General features: G+C 43.4%; 16 protein-coding genes. 10 read left to right on the forward strand and 6 right to left on the reverse strand.

What is annotated here, in order from left to right:
• Nucleotides 1-25 precede the first annotated feature (25 nt).
• The 3 genes from MiAbW_RS20420 to MiAbW_RS05670 all read left to right on the forward strand — a co-directional run bounded on the left by MiAbW_RS20420 (nucleotide 26) and on the right by MiAbW_RS05670 (nucleotide 3,098).
• A complete protein-coding gene (locus tag MiAbW_RS20420; protein ID WP_271955928.1) occupies nucleotides 26-160 on the forward strand; it encodes a hypothetical protein in 135 nt (44 codons plus the stop codon).
• A complete protein-coding gene (locus MiAbW_RS05665; RefSeq protein ID WP_151695285.1) occupies nucleotides 144-938 on the forward strand; it encodes an MlaE family lipid ABC transporter permease subunit in 795 nt (264 codons plus the stop codon). The genes MiAbW_RS20420 and MiAbW_RS05665 overlap by 17 nt, the downstream gene beginning before the upstream one ends.
• A gap of 309 nt (nucleotides 939-1,247) precedes the next feature.
• On the forward strand, nucleotides 1,248-3,098 hold the full coding sequence (locus tag MiAbW_RS05670; protein ID WP_151695286.1) for a polysaccharide deacetylase family protein: 1,851 nt from the start codon (nucleotides 1,248-1,250) through the stop codon (nucleotides 3,096-3,098).
• A gap of 273 nt (nucleotides 3,099-3,371) precedes the next feature.
• On the opposite strand, the gene MiAbW_RS05675 is transcribed toward MiAbW_RS05670, so the two are convergent.
• A complete protein-coding gene (locus tag MiAbW_RS05675) occupies nucleotides 3,372-3,977 on the reverse strand; it encodes a PEP-CTERM sorting domain-containing protein (protein WP_238707199.1) in 606 nt (201 codons plus the stop codon).
• Between the two features lie 592 nt (nucleotides 3,978-4,569).
• Between MiAbW_RS05675 and MiAbW_RS05680 the strand changes: the two genes are divergently transcribed.
• Entirely contained in the window at nucleotides 4,570-5,010 is a 441-nt protein-coding gene (locus tag MiAbW_RS05680; RefSeq protein WP_002731825.1) for a Fur family transcriptional regulator, read from the forward strand.
• Nucleotides 5,011-5,068: 58 nt separating this feature from the next.
• Nucleotides 5,069-6,715 (forward strand): DUF3685 domain-containing protein, encoded by a 1,647-nt coding sequence (locus tag MiAbW_RS05685; protein WP_151695287.1) that lies wholly within the window; start codon nucleotides 5,069-5,071, stop codon nucleotides 6,713-6,715.
• 46 nt (nucleotides 6,716-6,761) lie between these two features.
• Here MiAbW_RS05685 and lysS read toward each other — a convergent pair whose 3' ends face one another.
• Together lysS and MiAbW_RS05700 are read right to left on the reverse strand one after the other, a co-directional pair.
• Nucleotides 6,762-8,483, reverse strand: a complete 1,722-nt coding sequence (gene lysS / locus MiAbW_RS05690) for a lysine--tRNA ligase (RefSeq protein ID WP_151695288.1) — start codon at nucleotides 8,481-8,483, stop codon at nucleotides 6,762-6,764.
• Nucleotides 8,484-8,610: 127 nt separating this feature from the next.
• A complete protein-coding gene (locus tag MiAbW_RS05700; RefSeq protein WP_151695290.1) occupies nucleotides 8,611-9,180 on the reverse strand; it encodes a TIGR04376 family protein in 570 nt (189 codons plus the stop codon).
• 209 nt (nucleotides 9,181-9,389) lie between these two features.
• Between MiAbW_RS05700 and MiAbW_RS05705 the strand changes: the two genes are divergently transcribed.
• The 4 genes from MiAbW_RS05705 to MiAbW_RS05725 all read left to right on the forward strand — a co-directional run bounded on the left by MiAbW_RS05705 (nucleotide 9,390) and on the right by MiAbW_RS05725 (nucleotide 13,056).
• The gene (locus MiAbW_RS05705; protein ID WP_151695291.1) at nucleotides 9,390-10,304 is read left to right on the forward strand and encodes an alpha/beta fold hydrolase; all 915 of its coding nucleotides are present in this window, start codon (nucleotides 9,390-9,392) and stop codon (nucleotides 10,302-10,304) included.
• 34 nt (nucleotides 10,305-10,338) lie between these two features.
• Nucleotides 10,339-11,559: a (E)-4-hydroxy-3-methylbut-2-enyl-diphosphate synthase gene (gene ispG, locus MiAbW_RS05710; RefSeq protein WP_151695292.1), complete on the forward strand. Its 1,221-nt coding sequence runs from the start codon at nucleotides 10,339-10,341 to the stop codon at nucleotides 11,557-11,559.
• A gap of 91 nt (nucleotides 11,560-11,650) precedes the next feature.
• Nucleotides 11,651-12,697, forward strand: a complete 1,047-nt coding sequence (gene hisC, locus MiAbW_RS05715; protein WP_151695293.1) for a histidinol-phosphate transaminase — start codon at nucleotides 11,651-11,653, stop codon at nucleotides 12,695-12,697.
• Nucleotides 12,698-12,798: 101 nt separating this feature from the next.
• The gene (locus MiAbW_RS05725) at nucleotides 12,799-13,056 is read left to right on the forward strand and encodes a winged helix-turn-helix domain-containing protein (RefSeq protein ID WP_151695294.1); all 258 of its coding nucleotides are present in this window, start codon (nucleotides 12,799-12,801) and stop codon (nucleotides 13,054-13,056) included.
• A 51-nt stretch (nucleotides 13,057-13,107) separates the two neighbouring features.
• On the opposite strand, the gene truB is transcribed toward MiAbW_RS05725, so the two are convergent.
• The 3 genes from truB to MiAbW_RS05740 all read right to left on the reverse strand — a co-directional run bounded on the left by truB (nucleotide 13,108) and on the right by MiAbW_RS05740 (nucleotide 16,801).
• Nucleotides 13,108-13,989: a tRNA pseudouridine(55) synthase TruB gene (gene truB, locus MiAbW_RS05730; RefSeq protein ID WP_151695295.1), complete on the reverse strand. Its 882-nt coding sequence runs from the start codon at nucleotides 13,987-13,989 to the stop codon at nucleotides 13,108-13,110.
• 98 nt (nucleotides 13,990-14,087) lie between these two features.
• Nucleotides 14,088-15,134 (reverse strand): tRNA (adenosine(37)-N6)-threonylcarbamoyltransferase complex transferase subunit TsaD, encoded by a 1,047-nt coding sequence (gene tsaD / locus MiAbW_RS05735; RefSeq protein WP_151695296.1) that lies wholly within the window; start codon nucleotides 15,132-15,134, stop codon nucleotides 14,088-14,090.
• Between the two features lie 95 nt (nucleotides 15,135-15,229).
• Complete coding sequence (locus tag MiAbW_RS05740) at nucleotides 15,230-16,801, reverse strand: hydantoinase B/oxoprolinase family protein (RefSeq protein ID WP_151695297.1); 1,572 nt, start codon at nucleotides 16,799-16,801, stop codon at nucleotides 15,230-15,232.
• A 370-nt stretch (nucleotides 16,802-17,171) separates the two neighbouring features.
• Between MiAbW_RS05740 and MiAbW_RS05750 the strand changes: the two genes are divergently transcribed.
• Nucleotides 17,172-17,354 carry a hypothetical protein gene (locus MiAbW_RS05750; RefSeq protein ID WP_002734024.1) on the forward strand — a complete coding sequence of 61 codons (183 nt, stop codon included), beginning with the start codon at nucleotides 17,172-17,174 and terminating at the stop codon, nucleotides 17,352-17,354.
• Nucleotides 17,355-17,480 lie beyond the last annotated feature (126 nt).

A 17,480-nucleotide genomic window follows, 5' to 3' on the forward strand; every position in this document is an offset into this window, starting at 1 on the left:
CCTCGATCGAGTGGCATCAAAGCACATGAGTAGAAAACGGGTTTCTCGGAGAAACCCGTTTTCTGTGCGTTACTCAACGGATTTAGTATCAGAGGGAATTCTCGCCTATAATAAGTTAAATTTTAGCGATAGTCCCTCGACAAATGCCAAGAAAAAGTAATGCTGCCAGTGGTTTAAGTTTATGGTTTCAGCGTTTGGGGGCTGCTGGTTTGTTAGCGGGACAAACTTTTTTACATATTCTTAATGGCAAAATCCACCGGCGTAATACTCTGGAACAAATGAGTATTGTCGGTCCAGAATCCTTGACAATTGCCCTAATTACCGCTGCTTTTGTGGGTATGGTTTTCACTATTCAGGTAGCCAGAGAATTTATTTTTTTTGGGGCGGGTAGTTTTGTTGGAGGAGTCCTTTCCTTGGCTTTAACTAGGGAATTAGCCCCGGTTTTAACCGCGGTGGTGGTGGCGGGGAGAGTTGGCTCGGCTTTTGCCGCCGAAATTGGTACAATGCGAGTAACAGAACAAATTGACGCTTTATATATTTTAAAAACCGATCCGATCGATTATTTGGTCATTCCCCGGGTGATTGCCTGTAGTTTAATGTTACCCCTACTCACCATTATCTCTTTAGTCACAGGGCTAATGGGGGGTTTATTGATTTCTGATAGTCTTTACGGTATTTCCTATTCCCTATTCTTACAATCAGCCCAAAATTTTCTAGAAACATGGGATTTAATTAGTTCTATGTTAAAGGCCCTAATTTTTGGGATTTTAATTGCCATTATCGGCTGCAGTTGGGGTTTAACCACTACCGGCGGTGCTAAAGGAGTTGGTCAATCTACCACCACGGCTGTGGTAACTTCTTTATTAGCGATTTTTGTGGCTAATTTTTTTCTCTCTTGGCTGATGTTTCAAGGTACAGGTAATGTGGAGATCGGTTAATCCGTTTTGTCGATTCACCTTCATCGTTGGAATTCTTTCCCTCTCACCCCCGTTGATGCTTTTTACTACTCCCCTTCTTCCTTAGTTGTAAAATACCGGCTCTCTTATTCTTTGTGTGATCAGTTTAACTTACTATAGAAGCAATCAATCTTTGTGTCCTCTGTGTCTGGAGTGGTTCCTTTATCTCCTGATCAGGGTGTTCTAGAAAACTTGACAAGGGAACTGATTATAGGGAAACTCAGCTTGTTAGTCAAGGTACGAGAGCAAATCTCAATTTCTTTTTTACTTTTTACTTTATTACTTGATCTTATGCGTTGGCAAACTCGGCAAAAATCTTCCTTTCCCTTGCTTCCCCTATCCGGATTTTTGGCATTTATCGTCGTTTGTCTGATTATTTGGGCAAGTTCTCTCTATCCTCGTTCTAATGCTCTCGTGGGGGGTGATTATCTCCCCGCACCTTTTAGGGAGTTTCAACCAGAATGTGCGGATTATGTTCGAGAAAATAGTTCTTTTAAGGATATATCGAGAATTTTTGATTGTAAAACCTATAAAAACCTCTCCGATCGCGTGATTTTTTCCCTATCTCTCCAAAAAAACGATATTAGTCTCGATAATTGGCAAAATAACTCGACCACAGCGATCGAATTAGCCCCCTGGCCGGCAATTCATCCCCGCGCTCAAGAAACAAAAGTACCGATCTTAATGTATCACGACATTTTACCAAAAAAAGAGGTATTTTTTGACGTTACTCCCGCCGAATTAGAAGCCCATTTTCAATTTTTGCAGGAAATCGGGGCAACTCCTATCAGTATCGATTGGTTAATTTCCCATCTGCGGACAGGTATCCCCCTTCCTGCTAAACCGGTTTTATTGACTTTTGATGATGGTTATGGGGGACATTACCAGTATGTCTATCCTTTATTGAGAAAATATGGCTATCCTGCCGTTTTCTCGATTTATATCAATAAAATGACTCAAAAAACTGGCAGAACCAGTGTCACTTGGCAACAACTCCGGGACATGGCCGCCGATCCTCTAGTACAAATTGTCTCCCATAGTGTTAGTCATCCCCGGGATCTCAGATTATTGTCCGATGCAGATTTGGAGCAAGAAGTCAAGCAATCGAAACAAATCTTAGAAAAAGAATTGGGCATTACCATTAATTATTTCACCTATCCGGAAGGGAAGGCGGACGATCGAGTGAAGGAATTCGTCAAAAAAGCGGGTTATCGGGCGGCTTTATCGATGAATGACCTCGATGAGCATTTTGCGGGACAATCCCCCGATTTACTCACTATTGGACGCTTTGGGCAATCGCGCACGCGAGAAATTGTACCGCAAGCTTGGGGAGGTGATCCCTTGCCCCGTACCGATGGCGGTTTTAACTTTGCCACCACCATCCAAAAACGGGAAGTGGAATTTCCAACCAATACACTTGTTCTGATTAGTGGCGGGATTCCCAAAACCATCCACGCTGATAGTCGTTATCAAGTGGAGGAGATTATCGCTGGCACAGAAGCGATCGCCGCTGTGGACGGCGGTTTTTTCTCTCTCAAGGAATTGGACTCAAATCAGATGATCGGGCCGGTTTTAAGCGAAAATGGCGGCTTTATCCCGGGATATGAGGGAGAAATCGGCAAGTTAGAGGGTCGTCCTTTAGTAATCATTACCGATCAATGGGTGCGTTATCTTCCTTTTGATCGGGCCCGTCATAATACCCTAGAAGGAATCGCGGCGGAGGCTGGAGATGATCTCAAGGTTACGGATGCTTTTGTCGCGGCCGCTTGGTTAGTCAAAGATGGACAACCACAATCACGAGAATCCTTTGGTACACTTTACGGTTTTGATGCCCTGCGTCACCGGGCTTTTTGGGGGATTAATCAGGCAGGACAGCCAGTAATCGGGGTTTCCAGAGAGCCGATCGATTCGATGGCTTTGGGAGAATTATTAGTACAGGCAGGTTTTCGGGAGGCGGTGATGTTAGACTCAGGAGCAAGTACCTCCCTCGCTTATCAGGGCCAATCGCAAGTGCATTATACTCCCCGTCCCGTTCCCCACGTTGTCGCTTTATTTCCCCCCACAGAAACCTATATTGTTCCCATTAGTCATGTGGGTATTCCCTGCGTAATTTTCGCCGATTCCTGTGCCGCAGCAAGTTAGGGGACAATACTAAATCCGTTAACTATAGGTAACAGATCACGATAGGCAAAAGGGGAAATAAATAATCAGTCTTTAATAACCGGATTTAGTAAGCTAAGACGCATTTATAGCACTTATTCTTAAGATTAGCCGAATCTCCCCCAATCCCTTTACTGTTGCCTCTTGCCCCTTGCCTCTTGCCTCGTCTCAACAAGCAATTTAAATGCGCGGGCAGCTTATCAAGTTGGGAACTAGGAAGAGAGGTCAACTCCTAGTCCCCTATTTTTTGGAATATCAATTCCGCTTAAGGTACTTCAGTCCAGCGCCTAAGCTTCCTAGTACCAGCAAACTCAGCACAGTTGAGGGTTCGGGAATCGGGGCAGGGGCAGGGGCAGGGGCAGAAAAGTTAGAAATCGTCACACTAGCCCGTCCGAAGAGGTTGTCCGCAGTGGCAATACGGAAACCGAAACTGTCGCCAGCTAGGACGTTAAACGTCGATGTCCCGCTCTGAGTTGTACCTCCAGAAGGATTGAGTGGGATAGTCCCTACCCCGTTGACGAGGACAATGAAAGGGTCACAGAAACTATTAGGAAGATTGCTACAGGAATCATTCACCAAAAGATCCGTAGTCGAATAGTTCCAATTAAACGTCACCGTCCCAGCCGCAGCCGCAGTGGTGGTGTAGTTTGTGGTTCCAGAACTGCCAGAACCATTGTTCCCCCCAGTCAGGCTAATAGACGCGGGAGCGCCGCTGGTATCGACGAACCCGTCGGCATTACTATTGGTCAATGTCCAATTAATGGGATCGTAAGCGTCTTGGAAACCGAACACTGTTGCGGCACTAGCACTAGAAGCAGCGGCTAGAGTGAGGCTAACAGTAGTGACAGTCATTGCGGTCATAGACCGCAATGACTCGAATAATTTTGGCGATTTGGTGGCCATGGCCCTAAAAATAAATTAAATTACAGCCCAACTGTACAATCGGTCAAAATATTTTTCAAGAGGATTTGTATAGAAATATTACAATCCTATCTATAGAAATAAGTAAATGGTTGGTTCTCTTATTCTTTGTGTGATCAGTTCAATTTATAGCATTTCTGATTCACAAGAGGTACAGTCTCGATCCTGAACAGCTTAATCAGCAAAGGTTTAACTGTGCCGCACAGATGCGAGAAACGCTATATATAAGTACCTAAGCAAAATTAATTACACATATCTAACCACCTCTTGCCTCCTGCCTTTTGCCTTTTGCCTATCTTCACTAGGAAATTAATTTTGCACGACTACTTAGTAGCGATCGATCTTTGTGTCCTTTGTGCCTGGAGTGGTTCTTTCCACTCATTCCCCCGCAAATCTACTCGAATCTGGCGCTGCTGATTTTTTATCTCAGTTTGAAGAGGGGCTAAAAACTGGCGCAATGTGGACATCGATCGAAAGACTAAGCTAAACTGGTAATGACTATGTATTAGGGCGGAGGTCAACGGATACAACTATGGACAATTTGGAGGTAAAACAAAAACCAATCCGGTGTTTAGAAGATGCGATCGAAAGGTGTCAAACTTTAGGAATGCGGGTTAGTCGTCAGCGTCGCTATATTTTAGAATTGCTGTGGCAAGCGCAGGAACACCTATCAGCGCGAGAAATTTATGATCGTCTCAATCTGCAAGGAAAAAACATCGGTCATACCTCAGTGTACCAAAACCTAGAGGCCCTATCGGGTCAAGGAATTATCGAATCTGTGGAACGCTGGGACGGCAGACTCTACGGTAACATCAGCGACTCCCACAGTCACATCAACTGTCTAGACAGCCAAGAAATCATCGATGTGCATATCCAACTTCCCCCAGAATTAATTAAACAGATCGAGGCATCGACGGGGGTAAAAATTACCGATTATCGCATCGATTTCTATGGCTATAAACAAAATAAATGAGCCAGATAACTGTATAATTGACCCTGTGAATAGTATCCGTTGACAGGCTGCAACTCTTGTGATTGATCGCCCTCTCACCTTAATTATCATCGATAATGACCCGATTTTCCGCTTGGGTCTGGTGCAGGCCCTGTCGCAGATAGAAAATATTAGTATCGTCACCGAAGGGGATTTAGAAACAATTTTCGCCTTGACTCTGAATCCCTCCCCCGAAATTATTATTATCGATCCTCTCTTTGATTGGTCCTACTGTGAAATTCTCCACTCTCGCTATCCCGAAAGTAAAATTGTTTTATTAACCTTTCCTCTCGACTCCCGACAGCAACTAATCGCCAGAGAATTAGGCATCGCCGGTTATATTCCCAAAGGCACAAACCTAGAGCAATTTATCACTATTTTAGGGCAAATTTCCCGGGATGAATCCCACGATGTTGTCCCTTCCCCTCTCACCATTGCTACCCGTGCAAGTTTAGCCCCTAGCCATTGGTTAATCAGTGCCGGCAAAACGGGATTAAATCGCATCGAAAGTGAATTACATTTAATTGATCTGCATCTTAATCAACAGTCTTTATCCGGCTTTGATCGCTTTTATTGGCAGGGGAGAAAACGAGAACTTTTAGCAGCCCTATGGCTAGTGAGAAAACTAATTCCCCTGGAGGGTAGCTATTACAATTCAGCTGCAGTCACACCCCCGGTAATAATTAACAATATCGATCGAGAATTACCAATTTTAAGCCGCGAGCGTCCCCTGTGTGTTTCGGCGGTTTTTGAGTCCACTTTAGCGGTCATTCGATCGCCTGTAATTAATAGAACCAAGATTAGTTTTGAAATTGATGTTTTACAGGATAATCGGCAACGGGAATTATTGTATTTAGTTCTCGATGAAATTCGTAAAAATGTCGATGAAATCAGATATTTACAGGTTAGCAGTGGGGAATTAACCAGTCGCTTAAATCTGATTATTTACGATATCTGGGAGAAAGTGACCCGTAAATTTTTAGAAATTAATGCCTCGGTTTATGAGGAAATTAGTAAAGGCAGACTTAACGAAATTATTCTGGAAGAAAGAGAGGCAATTCAAACAGAAATCCTCAATAAAATTCCTTTTGCTCTTGACTTATTTTCCTATTTAGTGTACGAAAATAGTTTAACTATTGACGGAGTAGGATACCGGGCTAATGCTCCTGAAACTATCGCCAGAGCCGAAATTCTGCTGCAAAATCTCATTCATAATATTGCCAATGCAGTGACGGTAATTATTCTCAATAACTTCTCGGAATCGGAAAGAATCAAACAAAAACTTTACCGATCAGAATTTCTCATCGCCAGAAAATTAGCTAAAATCCGCAATGAATTATCTTGGAAATACCGACGGCAACAATATTGGCAAGAACCTAAAGATATCTTTGAAAGTCAATATCAATTATTTCACTATAGCGATGGACAAATCAAATCCCTAGCCATTTATTCCCCCCGACAGGAAGAATTGAACAGTTTAACAGGCATACCCTGGTTAGCTTCGATCGCCTTAGAATTAAGAGACTCCTTATCTCCTCGTTTACGCGCTTTTTTTCGGGTGGTGGGTAAGGGAGTAGTCTATATCCTTATCCAAGTTATCGGTAGGGGTATTGGTTTAGTAATTCGCGGGGTTTTACAGGGAGTCGGTAACACTTGGCAGGAAGTCAAAGGTAAAAAGGGATCATGAATTATGAATTATGACTGATAACTGATAACTGAAGTGACCCTAACTTTTACAATTCCTTGTCAAAACTGTATTTATCGCGAATTTGTCCGACAAAAAACTGTCCTTTCGATGGTGCAGACTGAAAGTCTTTATATACTGCCAAAGGTAGATCATGATAAAGATAGATACCACCGTGATTAAATTCCACTTTCAGAATTTTTTTTTCCTGATCGTAGTCAAAAGATTTAATCGCTGTACTTTGACTTTTTAATAAGGGGAAAGCAATCACATCGCGAATACTGGCAGAATTGGTTAATAACATGATCAGGCGATCGATGCCAATTCCTAAGCCTCCCGTGGGGGGCATTCCGTATTCTAAAGCGGTTAAAAAGTCCTCATCAACTCCCTGCGCTTCCAAATCGCCGGCCGCTTTTTTGAGTGCCTGTGCTTCCAGTCTTTGCCGTTGATCGATGGGATCGGTTAACTCAGAAAAACTATTAGCTAATTCCCGTCCAACCACATATAATTCAAATCTTTCCACGAGGTCAGTTTTTGAGCGATGGGGTTTAGCTAAAGGGGAAATTTCCACGGGAAAATCTAGCACAAAAGTGGGCTGTATTAGGGTTTCTTCGACTTTTTGTTCAAAAGCTTCATTTAGGAGCTTACCGATGGTTTTACAGTCCTCTGGAACGCCAATGCCAGCATTTTCTGCGGCAATACGAGCCGACTCGAAATCCTCAAAACTATTCAAGTCAACCCCAGTTATTTCTTGGACTAATTCGTGCATAGTCACTCGTCGCCAAGGAGGAGTTAGGTCAATTTCCCTGTCTTGATAGGTGATTTTCAGCGTACCTAAAACATCCTGTGCGGCGTTAACAATAATGTTTTCGGTTAACTCCATCATGTCATAATAATCAGCATAGGCCTGATAGATTTCGATGGAAGTAAACTCGGGGTTGTGTTTAGTAGAAACCCCTTCATTGCGAAAAATTCGGCCTAACTCAAAGACTTTTTCAAAACCACCGACTATCAATCTTTTTAGATGTAATTCGGTGGCAATGCGGAGATATAACTCCATCTCCAGCGTGTTATGATAGGTGATAAACGGTCTAGCATCGGCTCCTCCCGCTTCACTTTGTAGCACAGGAGTTTCAATTTCAATAAAGTCTTGTTGATCTAAATATCTCCGAATAGCAGCGGTAATTTGGGCGCGACGGCGAAAAGTTTGTCGCACTTCGGGGTTAACAATTAAATCCACATATCTTTGTCGATAACGCTTTTCTACATCGGTTAACCCGTGCCATTTATCCGGGAGAGGTAAGAGGGATTTGGTGAGAATTTCGTACTCGTTTACATAGATAGATAATTCGCCGCGTTCTGTGCGTTTAATCGTCCCTTTTGCTCCTAAAATATCGCCTGTATCGGTTAATTTAATCACCGTGTTAAAGGCATTCGGCACAGCGGCCATGGTTTCACTAATGCGTTTTTTATCGAGGTATAATTGAATCGTTCCCGTTTCATCTTGCAGGTTAAAAAAGGCTAGTTTACCCATAATTCTTCGGGCAATAATCCGACCAGCAATGGCTACTTCTGTGCTAATTTCTTCCCCCGGTGCTAAGTCAGCATACTGCTCTTGTAATTGTTGAGCGTGAGCGGTAGATTTCCACTGATAAGCGTAGGGATTTAAGCCAGCTTTTTGCAATCCTGCCACTTTTTCTAAACGAGCGGCCCGGATTTCTTCGAGGGTAGAGGAGGGTTGATTTTCAGGATTTTGTGCTTGAGATGCCATCGTTTTCTAAGAGGAACAATTCTGGGGTGTTTTTAGGTGTTGGGGATTTCAGTTATCAGTTATCAGTTATCAGTTATCAGTTATCAGTTTACTGTTCACTGCTCACTGCTCACTGCTCACTGAAAAATTATCGTCCCATTTCTCGCTTTAATTTTTTCAATTCTTCTTCCATTTCCCATTCTTTAAATTCTAGATCGAGATTATCGTAGTTCGATCGCTGATAGTCCGATTCTTGGGGTTGATCCCAAAAAGTGGTTTCCCAGTCACGGGACTGATTTTTAGGGGCTTTTTCGGCTTTAATTTGCACTTCTTGACGACGTTGTTGGACCTGTTGTAGTAACTCTTGGGATTGAGTCAGACGTTTTTTTACCCCTTCCATCCGTCCCCAAAGTTGATTACCCTGACGAAATAGGGCCGCCTCGCGTTCACTAGCAGCCTTAACCAAGTCCTGCCGTCCGGCGGCCTTAGCCTTATCAATTCTAGCGTGCCAAGTTTGGATATCTTGGGCAGTGGCCAAAATTTGCTGTTCGAGACGTTGACGCTCATTTTCTAGGGCGCTAATCAGTTTAGCAGTATCGCGCTCCTGTTCGCGCAGTTGTTCCACCAGTGCCTGTAATTCTAATTGGGGATGACTTCTGAGAAATTCTTCCAGTTGGGTTTCAAGAAAGCGACTGACATCATCAAATAGATTGCCCATCTGTGCAGTATCCTAAATTTGCAATTAAAGTCTAGGAGCGATCGATTTTAATCCCCCTCTTTTCAGCATAGGCTAGATCAACCCTCGGTTTAAATATATTTGGGAAAAGTAGTACAAAGATGTTATTCGGATGCAGGTTAGGGACGGGGAAACCAGTATAATAAAACTAGAGTGATATTTCCAGAAAACCTCTTAATTGTTTGACTTAAGTGACAACTTCACCAGCTTGGACAGAACGCATCGGTTATCAACGGGATTGGGTGTGGCGCGGTTGGCAAATTCGTTATAGTTTTATGCCAGCAAAAAACCCCCAAGATGCCGATAATCCCCCTTTAATTTTACTGCACGGATTTGGAGCGGCGATCGAACATTGGCGCCATAATATTCCTATCCTCAGCCAAAATCATCGAGTTTACGCGGTAGATTTATTAGGTTTCGGTGGTTCCCGTAAAGTGCAGGTTCCCTATACCGTTAATCTCTGGGTGGAACAAATACACGATTTCTGGCAAACTTTTATCAATAGACCGGTGGTATTAGTGGGAAATTCGATCGGTTCTTTAGTTAGTATGGCCCTAGGGGGTAAATACCCGGAAATGGTAGCCGGATTAGTTATGCTCAGTTTACCCGATGTCAGCCGTCGGCGGGAAATGATCGCCGATTGGTTATTAAATATCGTCACTCCCATCGAAAACTTTTTCACTTCGCCTTGGCTATTAAAACCGATATTTTACTATCTGCGTCGTCCGCAAGTCTTGAAAAAATGGACAGGAATCGCCTACGAAGACAAGAAAGCAGTTAGCGACGAATTAGTACAAATTATCGCCGCCCCCACCCTAGATGAGGGGGCAGCCGAGGCCTTTATTTCCCTAGCACAAGCTGTTAATCATCCCGAATATTGTCCACCAGCAAAGTTAATTTTACCACGCTTAGAAATCCCGATTTTATTATGTTGGGGCAAACAAGATCGTATGGTTCCCGTCCAGTTAGCTCAGGGTTTTGTCTCTCTTAATCCTAGGATAAAATATATAGAATTTGAACAGGCCGGTCATTGTTTACAGGATGAATGTCCCGACCGTTTTAACCCAATTTTATTAGAGTGGCTAGAATCTGTTGCTGTTCTTTGAGAGAATAGGGAGAGTGATTGTTGGTGATAGTCCTATGCAAACCTTGGAATCGACGCTCAACCCCCCCGCAACTGCCTCCGAATTCGACACCACGATTCACCGACGCAAAACCCGTCCCGTCCGGGTAGGTAGCGTTACCATCGGTGGTGTTTATCCCGTGGTCGTGCAGTCGATGATTAACGAGGATACCCTTGATATAGATGGTTCCGTGGCCGGTATCCGTCGCCTCCATGAAATCGGCTGTGAAATTGTCCGTGTCACCGTGCCGAGTCTAGCCCACGCCGCCGCTTTAGCTAAAATTAGGGAAAAACTGCTCGCCACCTATCAACCTGTGCCGTTAGTAGCCGATGTGCATCACAACGGCATGAAAATCGCCCTAGAAGTGGCCAAGCACGTCGATAAAGTGCGGATTAACCCCGGTTTGTACGTTTTCGAGAAACCGAAAGCCGACCGCAGCGAGTATAGTCAAGCAGAATTTGATGAAATTGGCGAAAAAATCGCCGAAACCCTGAAACCTTTAGTAATTTCCCTGCGAGATCAAGACAAAGCGATGCGAATCGGCGTTAACCACGGTTCTCTGGCCGAAAGAATGCTCTTTACCTACGGCGACACCCCCGAAGGAATGGTACAGTCGGCTTTAGAATTTATTCGCATCTGCGAATCCCTCGATTTTCGCAATCTGGTGGTTTCCCTGAAAGCTTCCAGGGTGCCGGTGATGGTGGCCGCCTATCGTCTCATGGTTAAGCGCATGGACGAGTTAGGTATGGATTATCCCCTGCATTTGGGCGTTACTGAAGCAGGAGATGGGGAATACGGACGAATTAAATCCACTGCCGGGATTGCCACTCTCTTAGCGGACGGTATTGGTGATACGATTCGCGTTTCTCTGACGGAAGCTCCCGAAAAGGAAATTCCCGTCTGTTACAGTATTCTCCAGTCCCTGGGACTACGGAAAACCATGGTCGAGTACGTTGCCTGTCCTTCCTGTGGTCGCACTCTTTTTAATTTAGAAGATGTCCTACAGCAAGTGCGCGAGGCGACTAAACACCTCACCGGACTCGATATCGCTGTTATGGGTTGTATTGTCAATGGACCGGGAGAAATGGCCGACGCAGACTATGGTTATGTGGGCAAACAGGCCGGTTATATTGCCCTTTATCGCGGTCGCGAGGAAATTAAACGCGTCCCCGAAAGGGAAGGTGTCACCGAGTTGATTAATTTAATTAAAGCCGATGGCCGTTGGGTAGAACCTTAATTAGTTTTACCATTGGGGGTTGACCTCTGTTCAACCCCTGATAATCAGCTATAATAAAAAGCTTGCTAGAAATTGCCGCTCCAGAGAGTTCATGCTACCCACACGCGATTGTGTTCGTCAAACCCCCGCTTACACTCCGGGAGAACAGCCCCAAACTGCGGGATTTACCAAACTTAACACCAATGAGAACCCCTATCCCCCACCGGCGGAAATTTTTGCCCACCTGCAAGAGCAATTAGAGAAAGTCCGACTCTATTCCGATCCTATCTCCAAAGAGTTACGGCAAACGGCGGCGGAATTATACGGCATAACAGCCGATCGCATTATCGCAGGTAATGGGTCTGATGATATCCTCAATATCGCCCTGCGTACCTTTGTTAACCCCGGCGAAAGTGTTGCTTTTTTGGATTTAACCTATTCCCTTTACGAGACAATTGCCCGGGTACACGGGGCAAATATTATCGAATTTCCCACTAATGCTCAATTTGAATTAGCAGGACCGATTATTTGTCCGGAAGCGAAATTAATTTTTCTCGCTTCTCCTAATCCTCCCCTCGGTAAACATCTTGATCGCGACTATTTAGAAGCAACCTGTGCTAATGCCTCGGGAGTGGTATTAATTGATGAAGCTTATGTGGATTTTAGTGATGACAATCATCTCGATTTTCTCTCCCGTTACGATAATGTCATCATTAGTCGCACTATGTCGAAAAGTTATAGTTTAGCGGGGTTAAGAGTCGGTTTCGGTTTTGCTGCCGGGGCCATTATCGAACAGATGGATAAGGTGCGTGATTCCTATAATTTAGATCGCATCGCTCAAACTTTGGCCACGGCAGCTTTAAAACACCATAATTATTTTGAGCAAGTTTGGCAAAAAGTCCGTCAAACCCGCAGCCGTTTAATTACTTCTTTGCGCGATTTGGGATTTATTGTTTTTGACTCGGAAGCTAATTTTATCCTCGCTTCTCCCCCACAGATTAGTGCCAGTGAGTTATATAGTCAACTGAAAGAGCGTCAGATATTAGTACGATACTTTAAACATCCTCGCATTCAGAATTATGTGCGGATTTCTATCGGGACTGATCAGGAGATTGATTGCCTTTTATCTGCTATTCAAGAGATTATGGGAACAAATTAATCTCTATTTTCGTCAGGGTTTTATTGGCACTTGAAACCCTGATAACTTCTTGAAAAAAAGGCTAGATCGATCGGAACAAAGCAGCGACAAACAAGGGTCTAATGGCCTGTCGTTTCTCCCGATTACTAGCCTTGGCTATCAAGATTATTAGTCCGACAAAAGGATTAAATACTAGCGCGCAAATTTTTGAACTTATGCAATTTTATCCCCAAGGAATCACAGTTCAAGAATTGAGCCAACGCTTAAATCGTCCCGTTTCTATGCTCAATCTTTGTCTGAAATCTTTGGTCGCTTCTAAAAAAATCCTCGCCAGAAAAAATCATAATCAGTGGGTTTATACTGTTGATAAAAAAGCTTAGTTTATCCAGATAAACATACTTAGGATATAAAAAAAGTGCTTATTATTAACCCTATTGCTGAATAACTATTTTAGGCTGTAGGTAGTATTCATCCTCTCTGACAACTATCTCACCAATGCCGAGAAATTGAGCATCTAAAGACTCCACAGCCACCAGAGAACCGATTATAACATTTGTATCGGTGAGATTAATTTTTCTGCCGTGAAACCAATCGATAACTCTCTCTGGTGTCAAAGAAATCCAGTCCAGATGTGCCAAGGCAATGCGAGGCGAAATTAAACCCTCAGAATTAGCCATTAAAGCTTCCAGATTAATACTATCGGCTAATTGAAAACCACAGCTTTCCGTGCGAGTTAAACTGGCTAAAGTGCCACCCACAGCTAACACCTTACCCAAATCTCTGGCTAGGGAACGGATATAAGTCCCCGATCCACAGTGAATATCTAGCTCTATTTGCGGAAATTCGCCCTCTAACCAGCCTAAAACCGTTATTTGGTCAATTTTGACCTGACGAGGCTCCACTGCGATTATTTCCCCTTTGCGAGCCAACTCGTAGAGACGGCGACCATCCTGGTGAATAGCACTATACATCGGCGGAATTTGGGCAATATTGCCAATAAATTCCGCTAAATGAGGCTTAACAGCCTCTAAAGTTAAATCGGGCCAGGGACAAGTAGCGATCGCTTTTCCCGTAATATCATCCGTATCGGTGCTGAGTCCTAACTGAATTTTTGCCCGATAAGCCTTATTTTCGGGTAAATAGGGCAGTAATCGGGTGGCAGCCCCAACGGCGATCGGTAAAACTCCCGTAGCCATAGGATCTAAAGTTCCGCCATGGCCGACTCGTTTTGTCTTCAGAATTTTGCGGACTTTGGCCACGCAATCGTGAGAAGTCCAATCGGGGGGTTTATTGAGATTTAAAAAGCCAAACATTATAAATTATGAATTATGAATTATGAAGTGGGGTGATGGGGTGATGGGGAGAATAGATAAAAGCAATCTCCTCAATTCTGAATACTGACGGCTGATAGCTAAAAATCTGACGTATTATATAATTGCATAACTTCACTTAAAGGTAAACGGGAACGAACACCGATAGAAAGGTCAGAAAAATGACCCAGATCATAATGATCAACGGCAGCGCGAGCAATCATAGCGGCGTTATCGGTACAGAGTTTAAGTGGCGGAAAATAGACGGTTAAATGATGATTTTTGGCGGCAGTTTCCAGATGATTTCTCAAGGCACTATTAGCAGCCACTCCTCCCCCGATCGCAATAGTTTGTAAGCCATAATCTAAGGCACAATTGATTGTCCGACGGGTTAAACTTCTGGCTACCGTATCTTGAAAACTAGCGGCTATATCAGCTACAGGTAAATTATCTGGCTCGAATTTCTCTACTAAGCGCAAAACAGCAGTTTTTAAACCGCTAAAACTGGAATCGTAGGCATGAAAACCGCCGGTTGGTAAAGATATTTTACCTTCAGGTAAGGGAAAAGCTTGGGGATTACCATCTTTAGCCATGCGATCGATGATCGGACCACCCGGATAACTTAAGTTTAATAATCGTGCCACTTTATCAAAAGCTTCTCCGGCTGCATCATCTCTAGTGGTTCCTAATTGTTGATATTTACCGCAGGCCTGCACATGGATTAAACTGGTATGACCCCCAGAGACTAAAAGAGATAAAAAAGGAGGTTTAAGATCAGATTCAGCCAGATAGGAAGCATAGATATGACCTTCGAGATGATGAATACCGATAAAGGGTTTATCGTGAACAATAGCCAGGGTTTTGGCTGCTGTCATTCCCACCATTAAAGCACCTACTAAACCGGGGGCAACTGTGGCGGCTATTCCATCAATTTCTGACCAATTTAAACCCGTTTCTTGCCAAGCTTTTTCTAGACAAAAATTAATGGTTTCTAGGTGTTGTCGGGAGGCCATTTCTGGCACAACACCGCCATAGAGACGATGGAGATCAATTTGAGAAGAAACCACACTACTCAACACCAGATTATTGTTAACAATAGCCACCGCCGTTTCATCGCAACTGGTTTCGATCGCTAAGATAATTGTCATAAATTAATCAGTAATAGGACAAAATTAACTTCTTGGTTAGGATGGGCAAAAGGCAAAAAGCAAAGGGCAAAACTGCCTCCTGTCTTCGTTATCGTTCAGCAATTTCCATAGCCACCACCGCCGGGGGTTTCAATAATAAAAATATCACCAGCGTTCATTTCTATAGTCGCTGTGCTGGGCAATTCTTCAATAGTTCCATCCTTTCTTTCCACGGCATTACGTCCTATTTTACCGGCTTTTCCTCCCGCTAGTCCAAAGGGGGAAATTAGGCGATTACCCGATAAAATATTAGCAGTCATCGCCTCTTGAAATTTAATTTTTCTTATCACACCATCACCTCCAGAATATTGTCCCTTACCGCCACTATCGGGGCGAATACTAAAACTTTCCACTAACACAGGATAGCGCATTTCTAATACTTCTGGATCGGTGAGACGGGAATTAGTCATTTGGGTTTGTACGGCAGCGGTTCCCGCAAAATTTACCCCCGCACCAGAACCGCCACAAATAGTCTCATAATATTGATATTTTTGATTGCCAAAAGTGAAATTATTCATCGTCCCTTGGCTGGCTGCTTGAATGCCTAAAGCCCCGTATAAAGCGTTAACTATTGCCTGGGAAGTTTCCACATTTCCTGCTACTACGGCCGCCGGATAAACGGGATTAAGAAAACAACCAGATGGGATAATTAAATGGAGGGGTTTGAAACAGCCAGCATTTAAGGGAATTGCCTCCTCCACAAGGGTACGAAAAACGTATAAAACCGCCGCTCTTGTCACTGCCAGGGGGGCATTAAAGTTATTGTTTAACTGGTTAGATGTGCCAGTAAAATCAATGGTTGCTTGACAATTATCAACATCTATGCTAATTTTTACCTTGATGACAGCACCGTTATCCAGATAATAGGTAAATTCACCATCTTTCAGGACAGATATAGCTTTTCTCACCGCTAACTCGGCATTATCTTGAACGAACTGTTGATAGGCTTTAACCGTAGCTAATCCGTAGCGATCAACCATATTATGTAATTCTCTTTCCCCCTTGGCATTAGCAGCTATTTGTGCTTGAAAATCGGCAATATTTTGGGCGATATTGCGCGCAGGAAAAGGACTATTAGTTAAGTGATTAATTAATTCTTGTTCCCGAAACTGTCCCGCCGCTACCAGCAAAAAATTATCGAATAAAATTCCTTCTTCGCTAATATGGACAGAATGGGGAGGCATAGAACCGGGGGTAATGCCACCGATATCAGCTTGATGTCCCCGGGAGGCAAGATAAAATAATATTTCCTGATTTTGGCGGTCAAAAATAGGACTAATTACTGTGACATCTGGCAGGTGAGTACCGCCATTATAAGGATTATTAGCTAGATAAACATTCCCCGGACGAATCGTCTCACCTTTATCCTGAATTAAACTTTTAACACTATCGGACATAGAGCCTAAATGGACGGGAATATGAGGAGCATTAGCGATTAAATTTCCCACCTCATCAAAGATAGCACAGGAGAAGTCTAGGCGCTCTTTAATATTGACACTTGCCGCCGTATTTTGCAGAGTAATCCCCATTTCTTCGGCAATAAATTGATAGAGATTTTTAAATATTTCTAGATAAATAGGATCGGCAACGGTAGTTATTTCTGAGTGGTGAGAATTGAGAGGGAACATAGGAAAGTAGGTTATCAGTTATCAGTTCTTAGTATATCTGCTACAAAAGTAGAGTATCGAGCCGCTATCGGGCTAAAATATCGAGAATATAGGATAAATTTGACATAATTTTAAGTTTTATAGCTTGGATAGTTATCTCTCTTATTTTTTGTCTGATCAGTTTAACTTGTATAGGATCGATCTTTGTGTCTTTGTGGTTCGTTCCACTCGACCGCTAGACTATATCTTAGAACACATTTTACCCACCAAACCCAAGAGAGCCTCGGAGTTCCCTGTCTCGTCACCTCAAGGAAGATTTTTGATTTTTGCAGGAGAGCCACTGATACGGGCTGACTGAGATATAATCGCAGTCAGTACCAGAGGGTGAATTATGGATAAAACCAGCTTGATCGATAAAGTGAAACAAATGGCTAATAAACGGGATTATTTACTGCAATTGCGCGATAAACCCGACATTGGGGGACTGAGATTGGATGTTAATCAAGCTCTTGAGGAGTTAGATGAGTTACTCGATGAGTTTCAAGCAACTTTTCCTGAAGAAAAACTTAGTTAACTAACCGACTCGACAGAATTGAGGTTTGTCCGATTGTGCTAATTTTCCCAAGTCATCGATCGCTTCGATCGACTCTTGGGAAGATATATTTTTAGTATCAGCTCGATTTTTTTTTCCCAAAACCCT

It is taken from the genome of Microcystis aeruginosa NIES-4325 (genome assembly GCF_008974145.1).
Lineage (GTDB): Bacteria > Cyanobacteriota > Cyanobacteriia > Cyanobacteriales > Microcystaceae > Microcystis > Microcystis aeruginosa_G.

Excerpts from the sequence above, each read along its gene's own strand:
- MiAbW_RS05670 (WP_151695286.1), top strand. The coding sequence starts at position 1,248 with ATGCGTTGGCAAACTCGGCAAAAATCTTCCTTTCCCTTGCTTCCCCTA.
- tsaD (WP_151695296.1), bottom strand. The coding sequence starts at position 15,134 with ATGACAATTATCTTAGCGATCGAAACCAGTTGCGATGAAACGGCGGTG.
- MiAbW_RS05680 (WP_002731825.1), top strand. The coding sequence starts at position 4,570 with ATGGACAATTTGGAGGTAAAACAAAAACCAATCCGGTGTTTAGAAGAT.
- MiAbW_RS05665 (WP_151695285.1), top strand. The coding sequence starts at position 144 with ATGCCAAGAAAAAGTAATGCTGCCAGTGGTTTAAGTTTATGGTTTCAG.
- MiAbW_RS20420 (WP_271955928.1), top strand. The coding sequence starts at position 26 with ATGAGTAGAAAACGGGTTTCTCGGAGAAACCCGTTTTCTGTGCGTTAC.
- MiAbW_RS05740 (WP_151695297.1), bottom strand. The coding sequence starts at position 16,801 with ATGTTCCCTCTCAATTCTCACCACTCAGAAATAACTACCGTTGCCGAT.
- ispG (WP_151695292.1), top strand. The coding sequence starts at position 10,339 with ATGCAAACCTTGGAATCGACGCTCAACCCCCCCGCAACTGCCTCCGAA.
- hisC (WP_151695293.1), top strand. The coding sequence starts at position 11,651 with ATGCTACCCACACGCGATTGTGTTCGTCAAACCCCCGCTTACACTCCG.
- MiAbW_RS05700 (WP_151695290.1), bottom strand. The coding sequence starts at position 9,180 with ATGGGCAATCTATTTGATGATGTCAGTCGCTTTCTTGAAACCCAACTG.
- MiAbW_RS05675 (WP_238707199.1), bottom strand. The coding sequence starts at position 3,977 with ATGACCGCAATGACTGTCACTACTGTTAGCCTCACTCTAGCCGCTGCT.
- truB (WP_151695295.1), bottom strand. The coding sequence starts at position 13,989 with ATGTTTGGCTTTTTAAATCTCAATAAACCCCCCGATTGGACTTCTCAC.
- lysS (WP_151695288.1), bottom strand. The coding sequence starts at position 8,483 with ATGGCATCTCAAGCACAAAATCCTGAAAATCAACCCTCCTCTACCCTC.
- MiAbW_RS05750 (WP_002734024.1), top strand. The coding sequence starts at position 17,172 with ATGGATAAAACCAGCTTGATCGATAAAGTGAAACAAATGGCTAATAAA.
- MiAbW_RS05725 (WP_151695294.1), top strand. The coding sequence starts at position 12,799 with ATGGCCTGTCGTTTCTCCCGATTACTAGCCTTGGCTATCAAGATTATT.